An 18,410-nucleotide genomic window follows, 5' to 3' on the forward strand; every position below is an offset into this window, starting at 1 on the left:
TCATTTTATGTCATGCTTAGGCTATTCCTGCACCAAGCACAAGCGCGAGGGCAGTCAGGGTCCCGACTATGGCCCCGGCCAACACGTCGGAAGGATAATGAACACCAAGATAAATTCGTGACAGACCGACCATGCAAGCGAGCGGCAGCAGAACTTGAGTTAGCGAAGGCGCCACGAAGAGAAAGGGAATGAACGTGGAGAAGGCGGCGGTGGTATGCCCGGAAGGGAAGGAGTAATCTTTTAGCGGGAGGATGGACATCTTCGCCTGTGCCAGTACATCGTAAGGGCGTACCCGCTGAAATCTTCTCTTGATGAGTACAGCCAGCATATGGCTGATAATCAGAGCCGATAAGCTGAGCCACCCCGCCCGCTGCCAGATTCCGTTGGTGAACAGAATTACCGAGATGGCGAACGGGACCGTGAACGCCGCACTGCCCAAATGGGTAAGTGCTTTGAGAAGGCGATCCAGCAGAGGGTGGCTGATAGACTGGTTGCACCAGCAGAACAGCCGATCATCATATTCACGCAGCCTGAGATAATAACGATGTCTCATGTGTACCACGTCACTCCCATGTTTGAGATTAGGGGAGGCAAAGTAGCCTCTGTTTGTTCACCGACCATAATCATGTTATATGGCGGCTTAGCGGCTTCCAGCAAGGATGGTCCATTGACCTGCCAGCCGCAGGACGTCATTCACAATGATGTCGGTGGCATGACCGGCCGCCAGCGCATCATATTGCCGCAGCATCTGCTCTCTCTTCACGGTGGAGCAGAGGATTTCCTGCACCTGTTCACCCAGACGGCGCGTGGAGGAAGCAATAACGGCTGCGCCCTTGCGTTCCAGGTAGCGCGCGTTCTCCCGCTCCTGGCCGGAGAAGGGCTTATAGACGATAATCGGCGTGCCGATTTGAATGGCCTCAGAGAGAGTGATGCCCCCGGCCTTGGTAATGATGCAGGATGCTTGTCGCATGCGGTCATGGACAGCCTCCACATAACCGAACAGGCGCAGCCGATTGTGGTCCCTGAAGCGGTGCTGCAGGCGCCGTCTCAGCTTGTCATTGCCACCGCAGATCACATCGACATGGATCTCCTCGGGCATGGCCAGTAGGTTACGCACAATGAGTTGAATATCCGGCAAGGGAATGTGAGCTCCCATCATGACCAGCACGGAGCGGGCTTGCGTCAGCTTGATCGGCTGTGCCACATGAAGCGGTGGCTCTGTTATTCGTTCGTAGAACGGCTCCCGGACGGGAATGCCACTGACGGTTATAGCTTCCGGACGTACGCCCCGGCGCACCATATCGCGCTTCAAGTCCTCGGTGGCCACGTAGAAGCGGTCCGCTTCCGTAAAGAGCCAACGGTTGTGCAGGCTAAAATCGGTCACGACCGTGAATAGCGGCACGTGAATGCCGTGCTTCTTCAACTGAGCCGAGATTCCTCCGAAGGGAAAGGTGCTGATAATGGCATCTGGCTGCTGCTCCTTAAGAATGGTCATCAGCTTCTTCATGCCAAGCAGGTTGCCCCATTTTGCCAGTGCACTGGTCTGCTCCAGATTACGGGTCGCATAGTAGCTCCATCCGTAATAATCCAGGCCATAAGCCGAGAAGTATGGACTATATAAATACAAGTGCCTCGATAAGGTGTTCATGCCCGGGTGAGCTTCATGATACAGATCAATGATGCTGACCGAGGCAGCACCGAAGCGGTATAAAGATTGCTCCAGCGTACGCGCCACCTGGATATGACCGTTGCCGTATCCGGCAGTCAGAATGACAATATGCGCCTGATGCTCCATATCGGGTTGCCCGCCCTTCCATCCCTAGATAAAAACACGTTCACCACAATTAATGTGAGTTAACAAAGCTTGATATAAGAGTTGACCTTTTGAACAACCTCTATCAGTATATGCAGGGCTCATACCTATCACTTTAGTGTCTTATTGTTATCCCCGTTTCAACGGAGGTAGGTTCAAATGTTAACCTGGGGTAAATCCACCGGTAAGGACCAAAAATTTTAAGTCAGAAGCAAAACTCTAGTCAATTCCGACATAAATCCGACATAAACCGTTATAATGGAAAATAACATCATGCGGAAGTAAGCATTTAAGCCGTAGTGGAGGGATGATATGAAGGAGTTCAAGGAGAGGCTTATCCAGCTTCAGGATGAACAAAATCGCATACTGAAAGAATACCGAACGTTGGTCTCGGAAGTGGAGGCAGACGAGAGTATTCGCGAGAACGAAAAGCTGCGGCGGCAATATGAAGAGTATCGTCAGCGGGCAGATGCCTTGCAAGAGCAATTATCCCATCTGGACCGGGAGAATCAGGAACTTCGGCGGGCTCTCTCCGAGCAAATGCTGGATGAGAAGCTAGGCATGCTCTCGCTGTCTCGCCATAAAGTTGATACATACTTCGCAGGCAAAGGGAACACCCATGGCAACCGACTGTCAGGCCTTGAGACCATGGCCAAGAATCGGCTGGATCATCTATATGACCAAGCGGAGAGACAACTTGCGGCTGACAAGGCCGTAATTCAAACTCGACTGAAGGAATTCGGCACAGAGCTGGACCAGCGAATTGCTGCGCATCGCCAGCATTGGCGGGAGGAAGAGCAACGCATTCGTCAGTCCGCCCGGATTGGATATGATCAACTGGCCGAGGAAGGCATCGACGAGGAGACCATGGAGCGTCGCAAGCGGCAGAATCGTATGGAGATGAAGATCGGTCTGAACTGGATCAACCGAATCGGCATCTTGCTGATCATTCTGTGCGTGGGCGCAGCATTTCGCTATACCTACTTGACCTGGTTCAATGGATATATGAAGGGACTGGTCTTCTTCCTGCTGGGTGCGCTTATGCTGGCTGGCGGCGAATGGTTGCATCGCAAGGGCAAGGGGGCTTTTGCTCTGGGCTTGCTGGGCGGCGGCGTGTCCGTCCTTTACGGCTCCGTCTTTTACAGTTATTTTCTGCTGGAGATTATCAGTTTATCCGTGGGCTTGGTTGCGTCCGTCCTGATTACGGCGCTTGCCGTGCTATTATCCTTGAGGTATCAGTCGCGGACGATATGCTCGCTCGGGTTAATCGGTGGATATTTGCCACTGTTCTCCTATATGGGCGCCTTTGGATTGACGGGAAATGCCGTTTATGTAGCCATGGGGTACTTACTCCTGCTGAATGCGCTAATTCTGCTGGTCTCGTTCCGGCAAAAATGGTCGATCGTCAGCTACATCAGCTTCTTATTCCATGCTCCGTCCATGATTGCACTGGCCTGGCTGGCTGACCAGGCAGGCATTGCTATACTTCATGTCGTTCTGGCTTTTGTCATGTACATCGGCATCACGCTTTGGGTCCCTTTCCGTTACGGCTCCAAGCTGACCTGGTGGGATTTTGCCTTGCTAGCCTTAAATACGATGGTCAGTTGCGGGACGCTGTATGGCTTGATTGCCAAAGCGGATTGGACTGAATTCCGCGGGTTGCTGGCCTTGCTCTTCTGTATTGTCTTTACTTTGCTTGGGCGGTTCACTCAGACAAGACTTGCGCGGGAAATGGCGGCTCGGGTCTTGTTCTATAGCACCGGGCTAACCTTTGCCCTGCTTATGATTCCATTCCAGCTTGATATCCGCTGGGTATCGCTTGGCTGGCTGCTGGAGGGGCTGGCACTCTCTATCTTTGGTAGCCGCAGCCGACAGAAGGCAGTGGAACGCGCCGGTTGGGGGATCATGCTATTATGTATGGTCGCGTTCTTCTGGATTGATTATATCCGTCATCTGTTTGGTGCCATCAGTACAACGGATTTCAACATGCAATACAGCTATATTTCTATGGGCATTCTATTGTTTACTGTATTCTACGCTTTCCGCCTACGCGGCGAGGAGGAGGCCAGCCGTTATCTGCATTCGGAGCATACTGGCTTGAGTGCGATTAAATATATAGCGCTGGTGAATCTATGGTTGTACCTGCTCTATGAAGTAGGTTACGTCTATGAACGTGTTGTGCCTGGATATGCCAGTCATTACGATTTGTATAGAATGCTGCTGATTGCCGGGGTCACGATGGGAATGGCGTATGGACTGGCCAAAATCCCACTGCTCTATGACCGTTTTGTCAAATATTACGCTTTGTCTTTGCATGGTCTAAGCCTGTTATTGAACTTTGCTATCACGGTGGGTCTGCCGACCTTGGCCGAGCAGTCGGCTCATAATGGCGCAGCAGAATATATCGCTCTGATCGTGCTGATTGCCTTCAACATCGTCGCCTTCTTTAGCGGCCGTGACTTACTATTTGCCGCGCTTAACCGTAATTACCAGAGCACTGAGTTATATCCACTCATTCTGGGCGTGTATCTACTTGCGGTAATTACGGCCTTTCTCGGCGTTCAGTTCCAGCTTGGAGATGTGGGGCTAGCGTTCAGTCTCGTGTACTTACTGCTGGCCGTAGGTTACATTGTGTATGGCTTTAGCCGCAGATATGTGAAGATTCGCTGGATGGGCCTTGGCCTGACCTTATTCTCAACGGGGAAAATGTTGCTGTACGACCTGTCCTTGCTCACGCTCGGCAGCAAAATTATCGCTTATTTCTGCTTTGGCGTGCTGCTATTGGGCATTTCCTACATGTACCAGCGGGTATCCAATCGTCTGGACGAACGGGACCGCGCGTCCGATCAGAAGCAACCTCCGGCTCAATTGCCAGAAGGGCAAGATGTGACGGAATAAGCGTGCGCTTTTTTACCTGTGGCAATCAGGTAATCAGGTTCTGTATAATGAGAGGATAAATTCAAGATAGGCTAGAAAGAGGACTTGCATGAACACACAACAATCAATTTATGGATTAACAAGGGATCAGCTTGCTGCATGGCTGCTGAATCATGGACATAGAAAAGGGCGGGCCGAACTGCTGTGGGATAGCCTGTACCGCAAACGGCTGACGACGTTCGGGAAGATGGATGAGGTTCACCCGGACTGTCTCCGGCTGGTGGAGGAGCATTTTGCCATTGAAACGCTGGAGGAGCACGTCCGTCAGGAGTCGGTGGACGGGACGATCAAATTTCTGTTCCGGCTACAGGATGGCAATCTCATCGAAACGGTGCTGATGCGCCATAAGTTTGGTCTGTCCGTTTGCGTAACGACGCAGGTCGGTTGCAATATTGGCTGTAGCTTCTGCGCTAGCGGGCTACTGAAGAAGAGCCGGGACCTGACTAGCGGTGAGATTGCGGAGCAGGTGATGAAGGTGCAACTGCATTTGGATCGCCAGGGTAAAGACGAGCGGGTCACTCATATCGTCGTCATGGGTATCGGTGAACCCTTCGACAACTATGAGAATGTCACCGACTTCCTGCGCGTAATTCAAGATCCCAAGGGACTGGCGATCGGACCGCGTCATATCACGGTATCGACGAGCGGCCTGGCCGACAAGATTATAGAGTTTGCGGATTCTGATCTGCAAGTGAATTTGGCCATTTCGCTTCATGCTCCCAACAATGAGTTGCGCACGCGAATCATGAAGATTAATCGGGCTATCCCGCTGGAGAAGCTGATGGCTGCGATTGATTATTATCTGGATAAGACCCGGCGCCGGTTAACGATTGAGTACATTTTGCTCAAGGACGTTAATGATGGCCAGGAACAGGCTCTCGAACTGGCAGAGCTGCTTGGCGAACGCTTCGTCAACGTTAACCTGATTCCTTATAATCCGGTCGATGAACATGGACAATATCAGCGGAGTGAACATAGCTCGGTGTTGGCCTTCTACGACGTGCTGAAGAAGCAGGGGCTTAGCGTCAGCGTACGGCTGGAGCATGGCGCCGACATCGATGCGGCTTGCGGTCAATTACGGAGTAAGCAGCTTAGCAGCTAGGAGTGTGAAAGTATGATTTTGGAGGTCATTGCAACCTGTGCGGAGGATGCGGTCGTCGCGGAAGCTCATGGAGCGGATCGATTGGAACTGATTACGGCGATAACGGAGGGCGGTTTGACGCCCGGCATCGGCTTGGTGCGCCAAGTTGTCAAGTCCGTAAATATCCCGGTTCATGTAATGGTGCGGCCGCATAGCCGCTCCTTTGTATACAGTGAAGCAGATATCCAGACCATGGAGGAAGAGGCTCGGGCGGTGGAAGATGCAGGAGCCGCGGGTATTGTGTTTGGAGCTTTAACGGAAGAACGACAGATCGATGAGGTTGCCTTGGCAAGAATATTGGCAGCAGCGGGGGGCCTGAATGTGACGTTTCACCGTGCCTTTGACGAGTTGAAGGATCTCCCGGAAGGTTTACATACCCTGTTGAAATACCCCCAAGTGAACCGGGTGCTCACCTCAGGTGGACCCTTGCCTGCACCGCAAGCGACTTCCGAGATCAGGCAATTGGTGGAACTGGCCGACGGCCGCTCACTGACCATCTTGGCAGGTTACGGCCTGACACTGGAAACGGTGGACCGTTTCATTACCGATACACAGGTCACGGAAGTTCACTTCGGTTCAGATATCCGCTTCGGGGGAAAAGGCTTGTCTCCCATCGACACGGATAGACTAAGTGCGTTGTCCAGTCGGTTGAAACTTTACTAGATATTTTAAATGGCGACTTGACAGTCGCTTGATTTTGAATTATCTTAATATAAAGATAAATTAAATCGAGATAAGTGAATGGCCACGGAGGTGAGTAATTGATGAGCCGCGACCGAGACAAGAATGATGCACTTCATCTGTTCGTTGTATTGTCCCGAGCCAGCGAGTGGGTTCATGCCCATAGCGATCAGGCGATTCGCAAGTATGGATTAACCCGAACCGAATTTGGTGTGTTGGAGCTGCTCTACCATCGAGGACGCCAGCCGATTCAGCAAATTGGCAACAAAGTGTTGATGAGCAGTGGTAACATTACGTATATTGTTGACAAGTTGGAGAAGAAGCAGTTTGTAACGCGCCAATCCTGCGCAGAGGACCGCCGTCTGGTCTATGCCGAGATTACGGAGAAGGGCAGAGAATTTATTGAAGAGGTATTTCCACAGCATACCCAAGTGATTGAGCAGGCGGTTAGCGGACTATCCCCTGAGGAACGGGAGATTACCGCAACTCTATTGAAGAAACTGGGTAGGTCAGCTCAGGAGGGATATAAATAGCCCGGGCAAGTTCACATAGCCGAAACAGGTTCGGGCGGCCGCTTTTTACGACTAATATCTTAATTTTAAGAATCTTGATATTATATTATAATAAAGGAGTTTATGGAGATGAGCATAGATACTGGATTACTTATTATTCGTTTGGTGTTAGGCTTGACGATGATGGCGCATGGTGCGCAGAAGCTGTTTGGATGGTTTGGGGGTTACGGTCCCAAAGGTACGGGGGGCTGGATGGAATCACTGGGCATGAAGCCAGGAGTGCTTATGGCCGTGATGGCCGGATTGTCCGAATTTGGCGGTGGATTGCTGATTGCTGCGGGCTTGTTCACTCCATTTGGAGCCGTATTGCTTATGCTGACCATGTTGGTAGCGATCTTCACCGTGCATGCCAAGAACGGCTTCTGGTCGACGGGCAACGGATATGAATATAATTTACTCATTATCGCCGTGTCTCTTGGCTTGGCCTTCACCGGAGCAGGCAGCTATTCCCTTGATGCGTTATTGTAAGAAATATACTAGCTACCATATCCCAGGAGGAATCAGAACATGAATCAACATGACTTTACCGCTATTGTGAAATCCCGTCGCTCAGCCAACAAATTTGTGACCGGCGTAGAGATTGAAGATCAGGAACTGAATGAGATTTTCAATCTCGCCAAATTCGCCCCCTCCGCCTTCAACTTGCAACACACTCATTATGTCGTGGTTAAGGACCCCGGGATGAAGGAACGGATCTATGAGGCTGCAGCCAAGCAATATAAGGTTCGCACCGCATCGGCAGTTATTCTCGTCTTAGGCAAGCTGGATGCACATAAAGACGTGGCTACGATGAATGAGGGACTGCTGAATTTAGGCATCCTTAGTAAGCAGGAATACGACGCATTGGTTACAGATACCATTGGTTTCTACGAGAGCCGCGGAGCGGAATTTATGCGGGATGAAGCCATACGCAGTGCAAGTCTCTCTGCCATGCAGATGATGTTGATTGCCAAGGACAGGGACTGGGATACTTGTCCAATGATTGGCTTTGATCCAGAGGCGATGAGCCAACTGCTGCATGTACCGGATAATTACGTTCTGGCGATGATGATTGCCATTGGCAAGGAAGACAATTCCAGCCCGCGCCAGCGCGGCTACCGGAAGCCGGTTGGCGAATTTGTCAGCTATAACCGCTTCTAATATACATTCATGGTTTATATAAAAAGGAGGAATCCAGATGATACGGCCAACTTCGGGCATTCACCATATTACGGCGTTTGCTTCTGACCCTCAAGCTAACGTGGATTTCTATGCGGGAGTGCTCGGGTTACGATTAGTGAAAAAAACGATAAATTTTGATGCTCCCGAGGTGTATCATCTCTATTTTGGCGACGAGTCCGGCAATCCGGGCACAATTATCACGTTCTTTCCATCACGGGGGGCACGCCGTGGCCGGGTCGGAGCAGGTCAGGTGGGGATTACCACCTACGCTATTCCTGTAGGAAGCATGGATTTTTGGCGTGACCGTCTACAACGATTCGGCATCTCGACAACGGAAGTGGAGCGGCTAGGAGAAGCTTATCTACATTTCCGGGACCGCGATGGCTTGCAACTTGAACTCGTTGAGCGTAGTGAAGGACCTCTCAGCACCTGGAGCTTTGGTGGCGTATCTCAGAGTCATGCAATCAAGGGCTTCGGAGGTGCTGTTCTATACAGCGCCGCGCCAGAGAAGACGACACATTTGCTGGAGAAGGTGCTGGGCCTGAACAAGCTTGCTGAGGACGAATATTATGTCCGCTTCAAGGCCGGGGGTGAACTTGGCGATATCATCGATGTGAATGTGAAACCCATGGAATACGGAGCTGGGGGAGCAGGAACTGTTCACCATATTGCCTGGCGGGCACAGGACTTTACCGAGCATGAGGCTTGGCGGGAGCATGTGGCCGGGTATGGCTATCGTCCGACGCCAGTGGTCGACCGGCAATACTTCCACGCCTTATATTTCCGGGAAGAAGGCGGAATCTTGTTTGAGATTGCCACAAATCCCCCCGGCTTCGCCAATGACGAAGCACCGGAGCATTTGGGCGAGAAGTTGATGTTGCCTGCGTGGTACGAGCCGCATCGTCAGGCCATTGAACAAAATCTGGACCCGTTTGAAGTACGGGTGCTGAAGGAGGATTTGTCATGATGCAGCATTTGTTTAGGTCGGCAGCAGAAGGGGATGCTTCCAAGCGGCCGATATTGCTGTTGCTTCACGGTACAGGTGGAGATGAGCGGGACTTACTGCCGTTGGCTGAGTTAATCGCTCCTTCATCCACTATCCTCAGCGTAAGAGGAAATGTACTGGAGAACGGTATGCCCCGCTTTTTCCGCCGCTTTCCTAACGGAGCATTTGATGAAGAAGACTTGTTGTTTCGGACCTCGGAGTTGCATGGTTTTCTGGATGAAGCAGCAGCCCAATATGGCTTCGACCGAAATCACATCGTAGCTATTGGTTACTCCAACGGGGCAAATATTGCGGCGAGTCTGCTATTTCATCATCCCGGCACTTTGCGGGGAGCCAGCCTGCATCATCCCAAGGTACCGCGCCGTGGGATAGAGTTGCCTGAAATGAAGGAACTCCCGGTATTTATCGGCGCTGGACGGCAGGACCGAATCTGCCCTCCTGAAGAGACTGAGGAACTGGATCAATTGTTAAGCGCGGCAGGCGCCCAGGTAGAGGTACACTGGGAACCTTACGGCCATCAACTGACCGAGACGGAAGTCCAGGCTGCAGCGAATTGGTTTGAACGGAATTTTTCTAAATAAGGTAGCAATATTAGATCGATAGCAGCATGTGCATTGAGCTGCGGCACTAGGTATAAAGCTAATTCATACCTGCCAACTTTAACAACTCGCTGACGGTTACCAGCTTATAGCCTTCGGCAGTCAAATCTTCCGTCAGGATGCGTACCGCCTCAATCGTTTGCGAACGATCGCCGAAGCCGTCGTGGAACAACAAAATGCTTCCGGGCTGGATTTCCTCCCGAGTCTTCTCAACGATATGCTGTACACCAGGCATCTCCCAGTCGGTAGCTGCGCCGTTCACGGCTCCGATAGCTGGATAACCAAATTCCCCTCGGCTAATGGCTGCAACTTGCTCACTGAAAGCCACATAAGGGGGACGAAATACATGAGGCTTGCTTCCGGTCACTTGAGTAATCAGGGATTCTGTCCGCTGCAGTTCCTCGCGGCATTGCTCGGGGGAAATCTCCGGTAAGCTGGGGTGAGAGTAAGTATGATTGCCGATTTCATGGCCCTGGATATGGACGGCTGCTGCTGTGTCCGGGTTCTGCTCGATCTGTTGACCAATCATGAAGAAGGTCGCTTTCCCTTGGCACTTTGCGAAGATATCCAGCACCTGTGGGGTATACAGTGGATTAGGACCATCGTCAAAGGTGAAAGCCACGGCCTTTTCAATAGTGGGCACACGGGTAATAACATCGTAGCTCGAAGACATACGGCTGCAACTCCTTTTAATATGAATGGATTCGTAGTCTTGTCATAGGTGGTTTGCTTCATCTTATCATAGGTATTTAATAAATTATGCCAAAAACGCGGGTCATGAAGATTTCTCCATGACCCGCGTTTCTTTACAAATTGATTATCCCTTCACCGCACCCGCGGTCAAGCCGCTGACGATGTATTTCTGTCCGAACAGATACAGAATAAATACCGGCAGCGAGGTGAGCACGAGGTTGGCGAAGATGAGATTCCAATCCCGGCTGTATTTGCCGTAGAAATTATAAATCGATAACGGCATGGTCCAGGTGGAGCTATCCGTTAGGAAGTACAAAGGAATCGTGATGTCGTTCCACACTGACATGAATACCATGATGGCTACCGTAGCATTTACCGGCAGAATCAGTGGTGTGACGATGCGGAAGAATACACTGAACACATTCGCTCCTTCCAGGAAAGCGACCTCGTCGAGCGCTTTCGGAATCGTCTTGATGAATCCGCTATACAGGAACACGCTGAATGCGGTGTTCAGGGAAGCGTAGATCAGAATAACGCTGGACATGCTTCCGTAGAAGCCCAACCATTGCACGATGCGAATCGTGGTAATCGTCGACATGGGAGCAATCAGGCCCATGAAGAAATACATGTACAAGGTGTTGGCAAATTTCGTATCCCGGCGAGCCAGAATAAAGGAAGCAGCCGAAGAGGCGATAATGTTGATGATCGACGAAATCCCGGTAATGATTAAACTGTTCATGAAGGCCCGGGGAATACCCCCTTCTTCAAACACCCGTGCATAGTTGGAGAACATCCATTTCTCCGGAAGTGCCAGGGAGAAGCTGAGTACCTCGGCGCTGGTCTTGAAGGAGCCAAAGATCATGATCAGGATGGGAAAGATAATCAGTAGTGAAGCCAGCAGCAGCAAGGCCTCCACGATATAGTTGCGTATTGCCAGTTTGCGTGTGAATCCCATTATTCAGAGACCTCCTTACGTCGCATGAAGATCAGCAGCGGGATAGCGATGATGGTCACGGCTACGAACAAGAGCGTGTTGATCGCAGTCCCAAGTCCCCAACTGCCTTCGCCAAAGGAACGCAGGATAATCGTACCCACGACCTGTGAGGCATTTCCGGGTCCACCGCCCGTCAATACGAATACTTCGGAGAAGACCTTGAGCCCGCCGATTAAGGTAAGCATCAAGTTGATATTGATAGCCGGCAACAGTAGCGGCAACGTGATGTTCGTAAATTTATTCCAGGAGTTAGCCCCGTCAATGGTGGCGGCTTCGTAATAATCCTGGGAGATGGATTGCAGTCCAGCCAGATAGATAGCCATTTGGAAGCCCGCATGTTGCCAAATGGAGATGATAGCAATCGTCCAGATAACAATCGCTGGATTGGTTAGCCAGGCCTGGCTAAGTCCATGCAGCCCAATAGCTTCTAACAGGCGGTTAACCGTACCTTCAGTACGCAGCATCGGGGTGAACACAATCCCGATTACCAGAATACTCAGAATAGAAGGGGAATAGAAAATAGCACGCAGCAGGTTTCTCGTCTTCAAACGCATGTTCAATCCGACGGCCAACAGTATCCCGATCAGATTTTTGCCTAGTACGGTGACTACGGCAAAGATCAAGGTGTTCTTCAGTGCGAGCGTAAGCGTCTTGTCATTGAAAATCTTCGTGAAGTTCTCCCAACCGATAAAATTGATGGTCAGACGATCGAGCCGCCAGTCGGTGAAGGAATAGTAAAAGCCCGCAAATGCAGGAATGACGAAGAAGATCGAATAGATCAACAACGCTGGCAGCACGAGGTAATAGGAATACAAGCTTTTGATTGATTTTGTCTTCATGTCTCACACTCCATTATAGCTTGGGGCAGCATAAGGTTTGATCACCTCATGCTGCCTGCTATGTTTCCTTCCGATTTAGAAACCGGCGATTTCTTTATCTTTCATCAATTGAGCAAACTTCTCATCCCAGTTCTTCAATACTTCTTCCGGTGTCAAACCGCCGGCAAATTGGTCTTGCAGCAAGCGGTACAGTTCACTGCGGTCAACCAGCATGAAGGCATCCGTCGTAAGCACGGTCTTCTTAGGCGTAATGTAGTTGTCTACAATTTCTTGCTTGTGTTCTGGCAACTCCGGTGTAGTCACGTCGCTCAGGTTCGATACATAACCCTTCGAGTCTACAATTTTCTGAGCTACTTCTTTCTCAGCCAGGAAGTTCAGGAACTGCTTGGCTTCTTCCAGATGTTTCGCTTTTTTAGGAATGAACAACTGACCGCCCAGTGGGCTGGCACCAAGTCGTGCATTCTCGACTGCAGGAATCGGGAACACGCCCAGTTTCATGGATGGATCTTGCTCAGCTACCCCTTCAATTAACCAGTCGCCCATGAACATCATGGCTACTTCCTTGTTCAGGAATTTACCCACGGCCATATCGTAGCTGTCGCTCAGCACGTCCGCATTGGTATAGCCTTTCTTGTACACATCGTATTGCTGTTGCAAGAAGGTTTGGAACTCCGGAATATCGGACCATTTCCGCTTATTACTGTTCAGTTCGTCGAAGTAGGTAGGTTCAACGGTTGTGATGAAGTCAGCGAATGCGGCGGCTGGCCAGATATTTGCTGCCCAGGCATCCTTGTAAGGCATGAATACCGGTGTAACGCCGCTGGCTTTAATCTTCTCACAAACTTCAAGGAACTCTTCGTAGCTGTTCGGAATAGTCAAGCCCAGGTCTTCGAAAATTTGTTTGTTGTACACGACCCCTTGCATCCCGGTATCCTGGCTGACATGGAAGCTGTACACATGTCCGTAAGCCGACAATACCTCTTTGTTCTGAATCCGGCTTACCCATTCCTGGTCGTCAAGAATTTCGAAATTCCGTTCCAGGTTCAGGTCGGTAGTTGCACTAGCCAGGTTGTACTGAATCAGGTCAGGCGTTTCTTCTACCGCCAGCTTGGTTTGCAGAACCGTGGTGGTTTGCTCGGCTGGAATCAATTGCAGGTTAACCTTGATGTTGGATTTTTGTTCGAACTCGTCAAGAATGTCTTGTTGTATGAATGCGGAGTCCTGAGAGCTCTTGGAAATAGCCAGCTCGATGGTCACCTTGTTTCCCTTGGCGGCACCCCCGTCTTGTCCATTGCTTGCGCCGTTGCCGGATTTGGAGTTGCCTCCACAGGCAGCCAGCGATACGGCTAATAGACCTGTAATGACCAGCGTAGCCGTTCTCTTGATTTTGTGATTCAAGGTAAATCCCCCCGTCTTTTTGTGTGGTTTTTGAATCCGTTTACAACTAGATTATAGAATGGGTGACACGTAAGGTACATGTCTGAGCATGACTCCTTCTGTGTAAAATTCTGAACTTGAAACCGTTGTCATCCAGTAAACGGAAATGGTACAGTTAGAGCATTAAGTCTGTATCTGAGTGAGACACGGCATTCAGGCACAGCAAGGAGGCGCTTAACCCTGCGATGAAACCCTACATCTTGGGCAAGGCTCAGTTCAGCTTGCAAACGAAAGTATTTCTAACCTTTATTGCCTTGCTGTTATTTATACTTGGCTGTTTTGTCGTCTACGTCAACTGGGTCGTAGTCAAGCCACTCAAGGAGCAGACCGTCGAAGACAAGATCGCGGCGGCGGCCAAGGTAAGCCAACAGCTCGACGATTTTATTGATAGTCAAAATCAACTGTCCCAGCGTATTTTGTCGAGTAAGGATATTTTCTCTATTCTGGATCGAGGTTATCAATCTGACCCCAACATTGAGCGGTTGAATCAAAGCCGCAAACTCAAGGAATTGATGTTCCAGGCTATCGGACCCCGAATGAATATCAAGGATATGATTATATACGATCCACAGGGACAGCAGATCGTCTCTTATCTGGGAGAGCCGACCCCTTCGTCGTCGCTGCAGCCCTTTCTGGACGCAAGACGATCAGAGGGGAACGGCAACGGATTTGTTCTGGGGCGATATGGGGGCGCCCTGTCATTTGTCAGACCTATCAGCAATCAAAATGGCAAAGTGTTCGGTTATCTGTCGATTGTCATGAATCAGGTAGACCTGCAAAGAATCACGGGAGGCGGAGGTTCGGGCAAGATGTATGTGCTGGATGCTGAATCTCATCCCATTGCCGGACATGACCAAGATGTTGAATCTGCGGAACTCGGTATCGGCGAATCCGCTGAAGGGATGTATACCGACAGCTTTGACAACTATGTGGCCTACGTTAAATCCGAGAGCACAGGATGGACAACCTATCTGGTCACGCCAAAGCGGGATGTGCTCGGCTCCGTTAACTCGGTACAGTATATCTCCATGCTGTTGATCAGCTCTTTGCTGTTAATCTCGTTTGTCTACATTTATCTGACCACACGGAATCTGCTACTGCCAATTCGTAAGCTGCGCAGCCAGATTTGGCGTATCAGCTATAGCAATATGAATATCAAGATGGAGAACCGGACGCAGAACAATGAATTGATCTTGCTGAACGAAGCCTTCGAGGATTTGATGGAGCGACTCCAAGAATCGATTGATCGGGAGAAAATAGCACTCCATGAGGAAGTCAAGGCGCGGAACTCTGCTCTTCAAGCGCAAATTGCTCCGCATTTCATCCATAATGTGCTCTATCTGATCAGCATTGCTGCCCAGGAAGGGAAGACGCAGGTGGTATCGGATATGTGCAAGCATTTATCGGACAGCCTGCGCTATATTGTGTCTTCTCCTTATGCGCATGTCACACTGGCAGATGAACTGGAGCATACACGGCATTACCTGGCCCTGGTGCAACAGAAATATGAAGAGGATCTGGTCTGGGAGATCGAGGCGGACGAGCTTGCTCATAGCATTCAACTGCCCAGGCTGGTCCTGCAGCCCTTTGTCGAGAACTGTATCGAGCATGCCTTCGAGCATAGCGATCCACCATGGCGAATCCACATTACGGTGAAGCAGTTTAACGGACTTTGGGCCGTGGAGATCAAGGATAACGGGGCGGGCTTTCCGCCAGACAAGATCCAAGAAATTATGGAGAAATTGCACGAGGATGGACCGGAGAGCCGGGAACACCGCGATGAGCATACCAAGCTGGGGAATATGGGCATCGTCAATAGCGTGAACCGGTTGAAGCTGATGTATCAGAATCGGCTATTCTTTAATATTTTCAACCACGGGGAAGGGGAGACGGGGGCTACGGTGCAAATTATCGGGTCGCTGACCCAGGACTTCTATTAAGGGAGGGGGAGAGTCATGTACAATGTCATGATTGTCGAGGACAGCAAGCCGATTCTGCGGAATATTAAAACGCTGCTGAATTCGCTCGGGCTTCCTATCAAAATAGTAGCAACGGCTGGGAACGGAGAAGAGGCCCTGGAGCTCCTGCAACAGCAGTCCGTTGATCTGGTCCTGACCGATATCCGCATGCCGAAGATGGATGGTCTGACCCTGATTGAACGAATAAAGCCGATTCGGCCCAATTTGCTCTTTGTGTTAATCAGCGGCTACAACGATTTTGAATATACACGCAAGGCCCTTAACCTCCAGGTATTTGATTATTTGCTCAAGCCAGTAGAGATTAAGCAATTGTCGGAGGTCATGGATCGGGCCATGGAACGTCTGGAACAGAAAACCTCGGGCGGGACGGAATTGCTGAAGGATATCGTCGATCCGAAGTATTATGCCAGTCTGCGGTTGGACGACCAGTTCCACCATTATGGGAAAATGATGCTCTTGCTCCGGAAGCAGCCCTTCACGGCAGAGGGAGAAGGCTGGACACGGGATTTCATTCAGCAGGTCCTGAATGAAACGCTAGCTCCCCATCCCTGCTGGGTATTCCCTACCCGGACGTCCAAGGAATATCTTGTCCTGGTGCATAAAGCGGCCCTGGAGACCTATTCTTCCGTCCATAGCTGTCTGGAAGCGATCCGCCGCAGCCTGGGGGAACGTGAACTTCAAGTGGCCGTGGGAGGACAGATGCAACCTGCGGACCCGGGTGGCTTGCTGGAAGCCTATCACCGGATATCCGGTATTCTGGATGAAGGACAGCGTATTCACCAGCCAATCGTTGTTGACACGGAGGTATCGCTTCCGCTAATTCACTCCGAATCTCCTGGACTGGACCGAGCGACCGGCGCCCTATTCGTTGAGTTAATTCGTAACAAGCGTAAGGAGCAATTCTTGCTCAAGCTGAACGAATGGTTGGGCAAATGGCGGGGGGAGCCTATCCGGCTCTCCGAGCTGGAACGATTCATTGGCTTGCTTACGGGCGCCTTTGCTCAGACGGGGGTAGAGCAGGATCATCAATTCCGCATAGATCTGGAGGCTTCTGCCGCCCGCCTGCTGATGGAGAATAGCTATGATGGATTTTGCAGGGAGTTTCAGGAATGGGCCAAGCAGAGCTTCGACCAGGTGCAGTCACAGAATCGGAAGAGCGCGGAGGAGTTGTTTCGGCAGATTGAAGAGTATGTCAGAATGAATCTTTATTCTTATTTGTCAATTACCGATGTAGCGTTGAAATTCCACGTCAGCCCGTCCTATATCAGTCGAATCATGAAGAAATATACGGAAAGCACCTTTGTCCAGTATTATACGGAATTGAAAATCAAGGAGGCTTGCCGGCTCATGGCCAGCAAGCCGGATATGAAATTCAGAGAAGTGGCTGATATTTTATCCTTCAGCGACCAGCATTACTTCTCCAAGGTGTTCAAGGAATACACAGGGTATAGTCCTACGGATTACAAGGAGAAGGTCTTGCCAGCCTTGCCTCAGGAGAAGCTGCCGGGACAAGAACATGAAGATTAAGCGGCTCCTTTTATCGCTTCCCCCCAAACAGATTGGCCAACAGCTCATAGGAGCGTAAGCGGGCCTGATGATCATAGACTTGAGCAGACACGATAATCTCGTTCGCTCCCGTGCGCTCGATCATTTGCTCCAGTCTGGCAGCGACCGTATCCGGTGAGCCAATCGCTGAATAGCCTAGTTGGCGCTCGACCAGAGCTTGCTCCTGCGGCGTCCAGTCCAGCCGGTCTGTGGGTGGGCTAAGCTGTGCGGTGCGCCGCCGAATCAGATTCAGGAATTGCTGGTGCTGCGATGTTGCCAGATATTGAGCTTCCTCGTCGGTATCGGCGACAATAACATTGATGCCGATCATGGCATAAGGCTCAGTAAGCTCGGCAGAAGGCCTGAATTGCGAGCGGTACAAGTCCAGCGCAGGCATCAGATAATCCGGCGCGAAGTGGCTGGCGAAGGAGAACGGCAATCCGAGCTGACCCGAGAGTTGAGCGCTGAAGCCGCTGGAGCCAAGCAGCCAGATCGGAACGTTAAGCCCTTCCCCGGGAATGGCTCTTACCCGCATCGTCGAACTGGATGTAGGCTGGAAGTAGCCACGCAGCTCACTCAGCCGATCAGGGAAGTCCTGGCCATCGCTGCCTGGGCCGCGACGAAGCGCCTGCGAGGTAAGCGGGTCGGAGCCGGGCGCCCGCCCCAGGCCAAGATCAATTCGCCCAGGGTAGAGGGACTCCAGCGTGCCGAACTGCTCAGCAATAATTAACGGCGAATGGTTAGGCAGCATAATGCCGCCCGAGCCGACGCGAATCGTCTGGGTACCTCCGGCTACATAGCCGATGGCGACTGCGGTCGCGGAGCTGGCGATTCCAGGCATACTGTGATGCTCGGCCAGCCAGTAACGGTGATAACCCCAGCCTTCGGCATGGCGAGCCAGATCCAGTGTATTGCGCAGGGACTCGGTGGCCGTGCTGCCGATCGTAATTGGTGCCAGATCAAGAATGGATACAGGGATGTCTATCAGATGCGAATTAGTCATATATCTAATC

General features: G+C 51.1%; 17 protein-coding genes. 10 read left to right on the forward strand and 7 right to left on the reverse strand.

Going from position 1 to position 18,410, the window contains the following annotated elements:
- Positions 1 to 16: 16 nt before the first annotated feature.
- Both AC1VOR_RS11620 and AC1VOR_RS11625 read right to left on the reverse strand, forming a co-directional pair.
- Positions 17 to 553: a phosphatase PAP2 family protein gene (locus AC1VOR_RS11620; protein ID WP_482617962.1), complete on the reverse strand. Its 537-nt coding sequence runs from the start codon at positions 551 to 553 to the stop codon at positions 17 to 19.
- Positions 554 to 640: 87 nt separating this feature from the next.
- Positions 641 to 1,795 (reverse strand): MGDG synthase family glycosyltransferase, encoded by a 1,155-nt coding sequence (locus AC1VOR_RS11625; RefSeq protein WP_482617964.1) that lies wholly within the window; start codon positions 1,793 to 1,795, stop codon positions 641 to 643.
- Positions 1,796 to 2,125: 330 nt separating this feature from the next.
- Between AC1VOR_RS11625 and AC1VOR_RS11630 the strand changes: the two genes are divergently transcribed.
- The 8 genes from AC1VOR_RS11630 (at position 2,126) to AC1VOR_RS11665 (ending at position 9,892) form a co-directional block, all read left to right on the forward strand.
- Complete coding sequence (locus AC1VOR_RS11630; protein WP_482617966.1) at positions 2,126 to 4,711, forward strand: DUF2339 domain-containing protein; 2,586 nt, start codon at positions 2,126 to 2,128, stop codon at positions 4,709 to 4,711.
- Positions 4,712 to 4,799: 88 nt separating this feature from the next.
- Positions 4,800 to 5,852, forward strand: a complete 1,053-nt coding sequence (rlmN, locus tag AC1VOR_RS11635) for a dual-specificity RNA methyltransferase RlmN (protein ID WP_482617967.1) — start codon at positions 4,800 to 4,802, stop codon at positions 5,850 to 5,852.
- Between the two features lie 12 nt (positions 5,853 to 5,864).
- On the forward strand, positions 5,865 to 6,554 hold the full coding sequence (locus AC1VOR_RS11640) for a copper homeostasis protein CutC (protein ID WP_482617969.1): 690 nt from the start codon (positions 5,865 to 5,867) through the stop codon (positions 6,552 to 6,554).
- 101 nt (positions 6,555 to 6,655) lie between these two features.
- Positions 6,656 to 7,105, forward strand: a complete 450-nt coding sequence (locus AC1VOR_RS11645) for a MarR family winged helix-turn-helix transcriptional regulator (RefSeq protein ID WP_482617970.1) — start codon at positions 6,656 to 6,658, stop codon at positions 7,103 to 7,105.
- Between the two features lie 108 nt (positions 7,106 to 7,213).
- Positions 7,214 to 7,612 (forward strand): DoxX family protein, encoded by a 399-nt coding sequence (locus tag AC1VOR_RS11650; RefSeq protein ID WP_482617972.1) that lies wholly within the window; start codon positions 7,214 to 7,216, stop codon positions 7,610 to 7,612.
- Positions 7,613 to 7,651: 39 nt separating this feature from the next.
- Positions 7,652 to 8,284, forward strand: a complete 633-nt coding sequence (locus AC1VOR_RS11655) for a nitroreductase family protein (RefSeq protein WP_482617974.1) — start codon at positions 7,652 to 7,654, stop codon at positions 8,282 to 8,284.
- A 37-nt stretch (positions 8,285 to 8,321) separates the two neighbouring features.
- Positions 8,322 to 9,272: a ring-cleaving dioxygenase gene (locus AC1VOR_RS11660; RefSeq protein ID WP_482617975.1), complete on the forward strand. Its 951-nt coding sequence runs from the start codon at positions 8,322 to 8,324 to the stop codon at positions 9,270 to 9,272.
- Positions 9,269 to 9,892 (forward strand): alpha/beta hydrolase, encoded by a 624-nt coding sequence (locus tag AC1VOR_RS11665; RefSeq protein ID WP_482617976.1) that lies wholly within the window; start codon positions 9,269 to 9,271, stop codon positions 9,890 to 9,892. Before AC1VOR_RS11660 ends, AC1VOR_RS11665 begins: the two co-directional genes overlap by 4 nt.
- A gap of 58 nt (positions 9,893 to 9,950) precedes the next feature.
- On the opposite strand, the gene AC1VOR_RS11670 is transcribed toward AC1VOR_RS11665, so the two are convergent.
- The 4 genes from AC1VOR_RS11670 to AC1VOR_RS11685 form a co-directional block, all read right to left on the reverse strand.
- A complete protein-coding gene (locus tag AC1VOR_RS11670; protein WP_482617977.1) occupies positions 9,951 to 10,583 on the reverse strand; it encodes a polysaccharide deacetylase family protein in 633 nt (210 codons plus the stop codon).
- 144 nt (positions 10,584 to 10,727) lie between these two features.
- Positions 10,728 to 11,558 carry a carbohydrate ABC transporter permease gene (locus AC1VOR_RS11675; RefSeq protein WP_482617979.1) on the reverse strand — a complete coding sequence of 277 codons (831 nt, stop codon included), beginning with the start codon at positions 11,556 to 11,558 and terminating at the stop codon, positions 10,728 to 10,730.
- On the reverse strand, positions 11,558 to 12,436 hold the full coding sequence (locus AC1VOR_RS11680) for a carbohydrate ABC transporter permease (RefSeq protein ID WP_059050158.1): 879 nt from the start codon (positions 12,434 to 12,436) through the stop codon (positions 11,558 to 11,560). The genes AC1VOR_RS11675 and AC1VOR_RS11680 overlap by 1 nt, the downstream gene beginning before the upstream one ends.
- A gap of 75 nt (positions 12,437 to 12,511) precedes the next feature.
- Positions 12,512 to 13,834 carry an ABC transporter substrate-binding protein gene (locus tag AC1VOR_RS11685; protein WP_482617980.1) on the reverse strand — a complete coding sequence of 441 codons (1,323 nt, stop codon included), beginning with the start codon at positions 13,832 to 13,834 and terminating at the stop codon, positions 12,512 to 12,514.
- 224 nt (positions 13,835 to 14,058) lie between these two features.
- Here AC1VOR_RS11685 and AC1VOR_RS11690 point away from each other — a divergent pair, with 224 nt between their 5' ends.
- The gene (locus tag AC1VOR_RS11690; protein WP_482617982.1) at positions 14,059 to 15,813 is read left to right on the forward strand and encodes a cache domain-containing sensor histidine kinase; all 1,755 of its coding nucleotides are present in this window, start codon (positions 14,059 to 14,061) and stop codon (positions 15,811 to 15,813) included.
- A gap of 15 nt (positions 15,814 to 15,828) precedes the next feature.
- Complete coding sequence (locus AC1VOR_RS11695) at positions 15,829 to 17,379, forward strand: response regulator (protein WP_482617983.1); 1,551 nt, start codon at positions 15,829 to 15,831, stop codon at positions 17,377 to 17,379.
- Between the two features lie 10 nt (positions 17,380 to 17,389).
- Here the strand turns inward: AC1VOR_RS11695 and AC1VOR_RS11700 are convergent, their stop codons facing one another.
- Positions 17,390 to 18,400 (reverse strand): LLM class flavin-dependent oxidoreductase, encoded by a 1,011-nt coding sequence (locus tag AC1VOR_RS11700; RefSeq protein ID WP_482617984.1) that lies wholly within the window; start codon positions 18,398 to 18,400, stop codon positions 17,390 to 17,392.
- Between the last annotated feature and the right edge of the window lie 10 nt (positions 18,401 to 18,410).

It is taken from the genome of Paenibacillus sp. 1SOY10 (assembly GCF_056836745.1).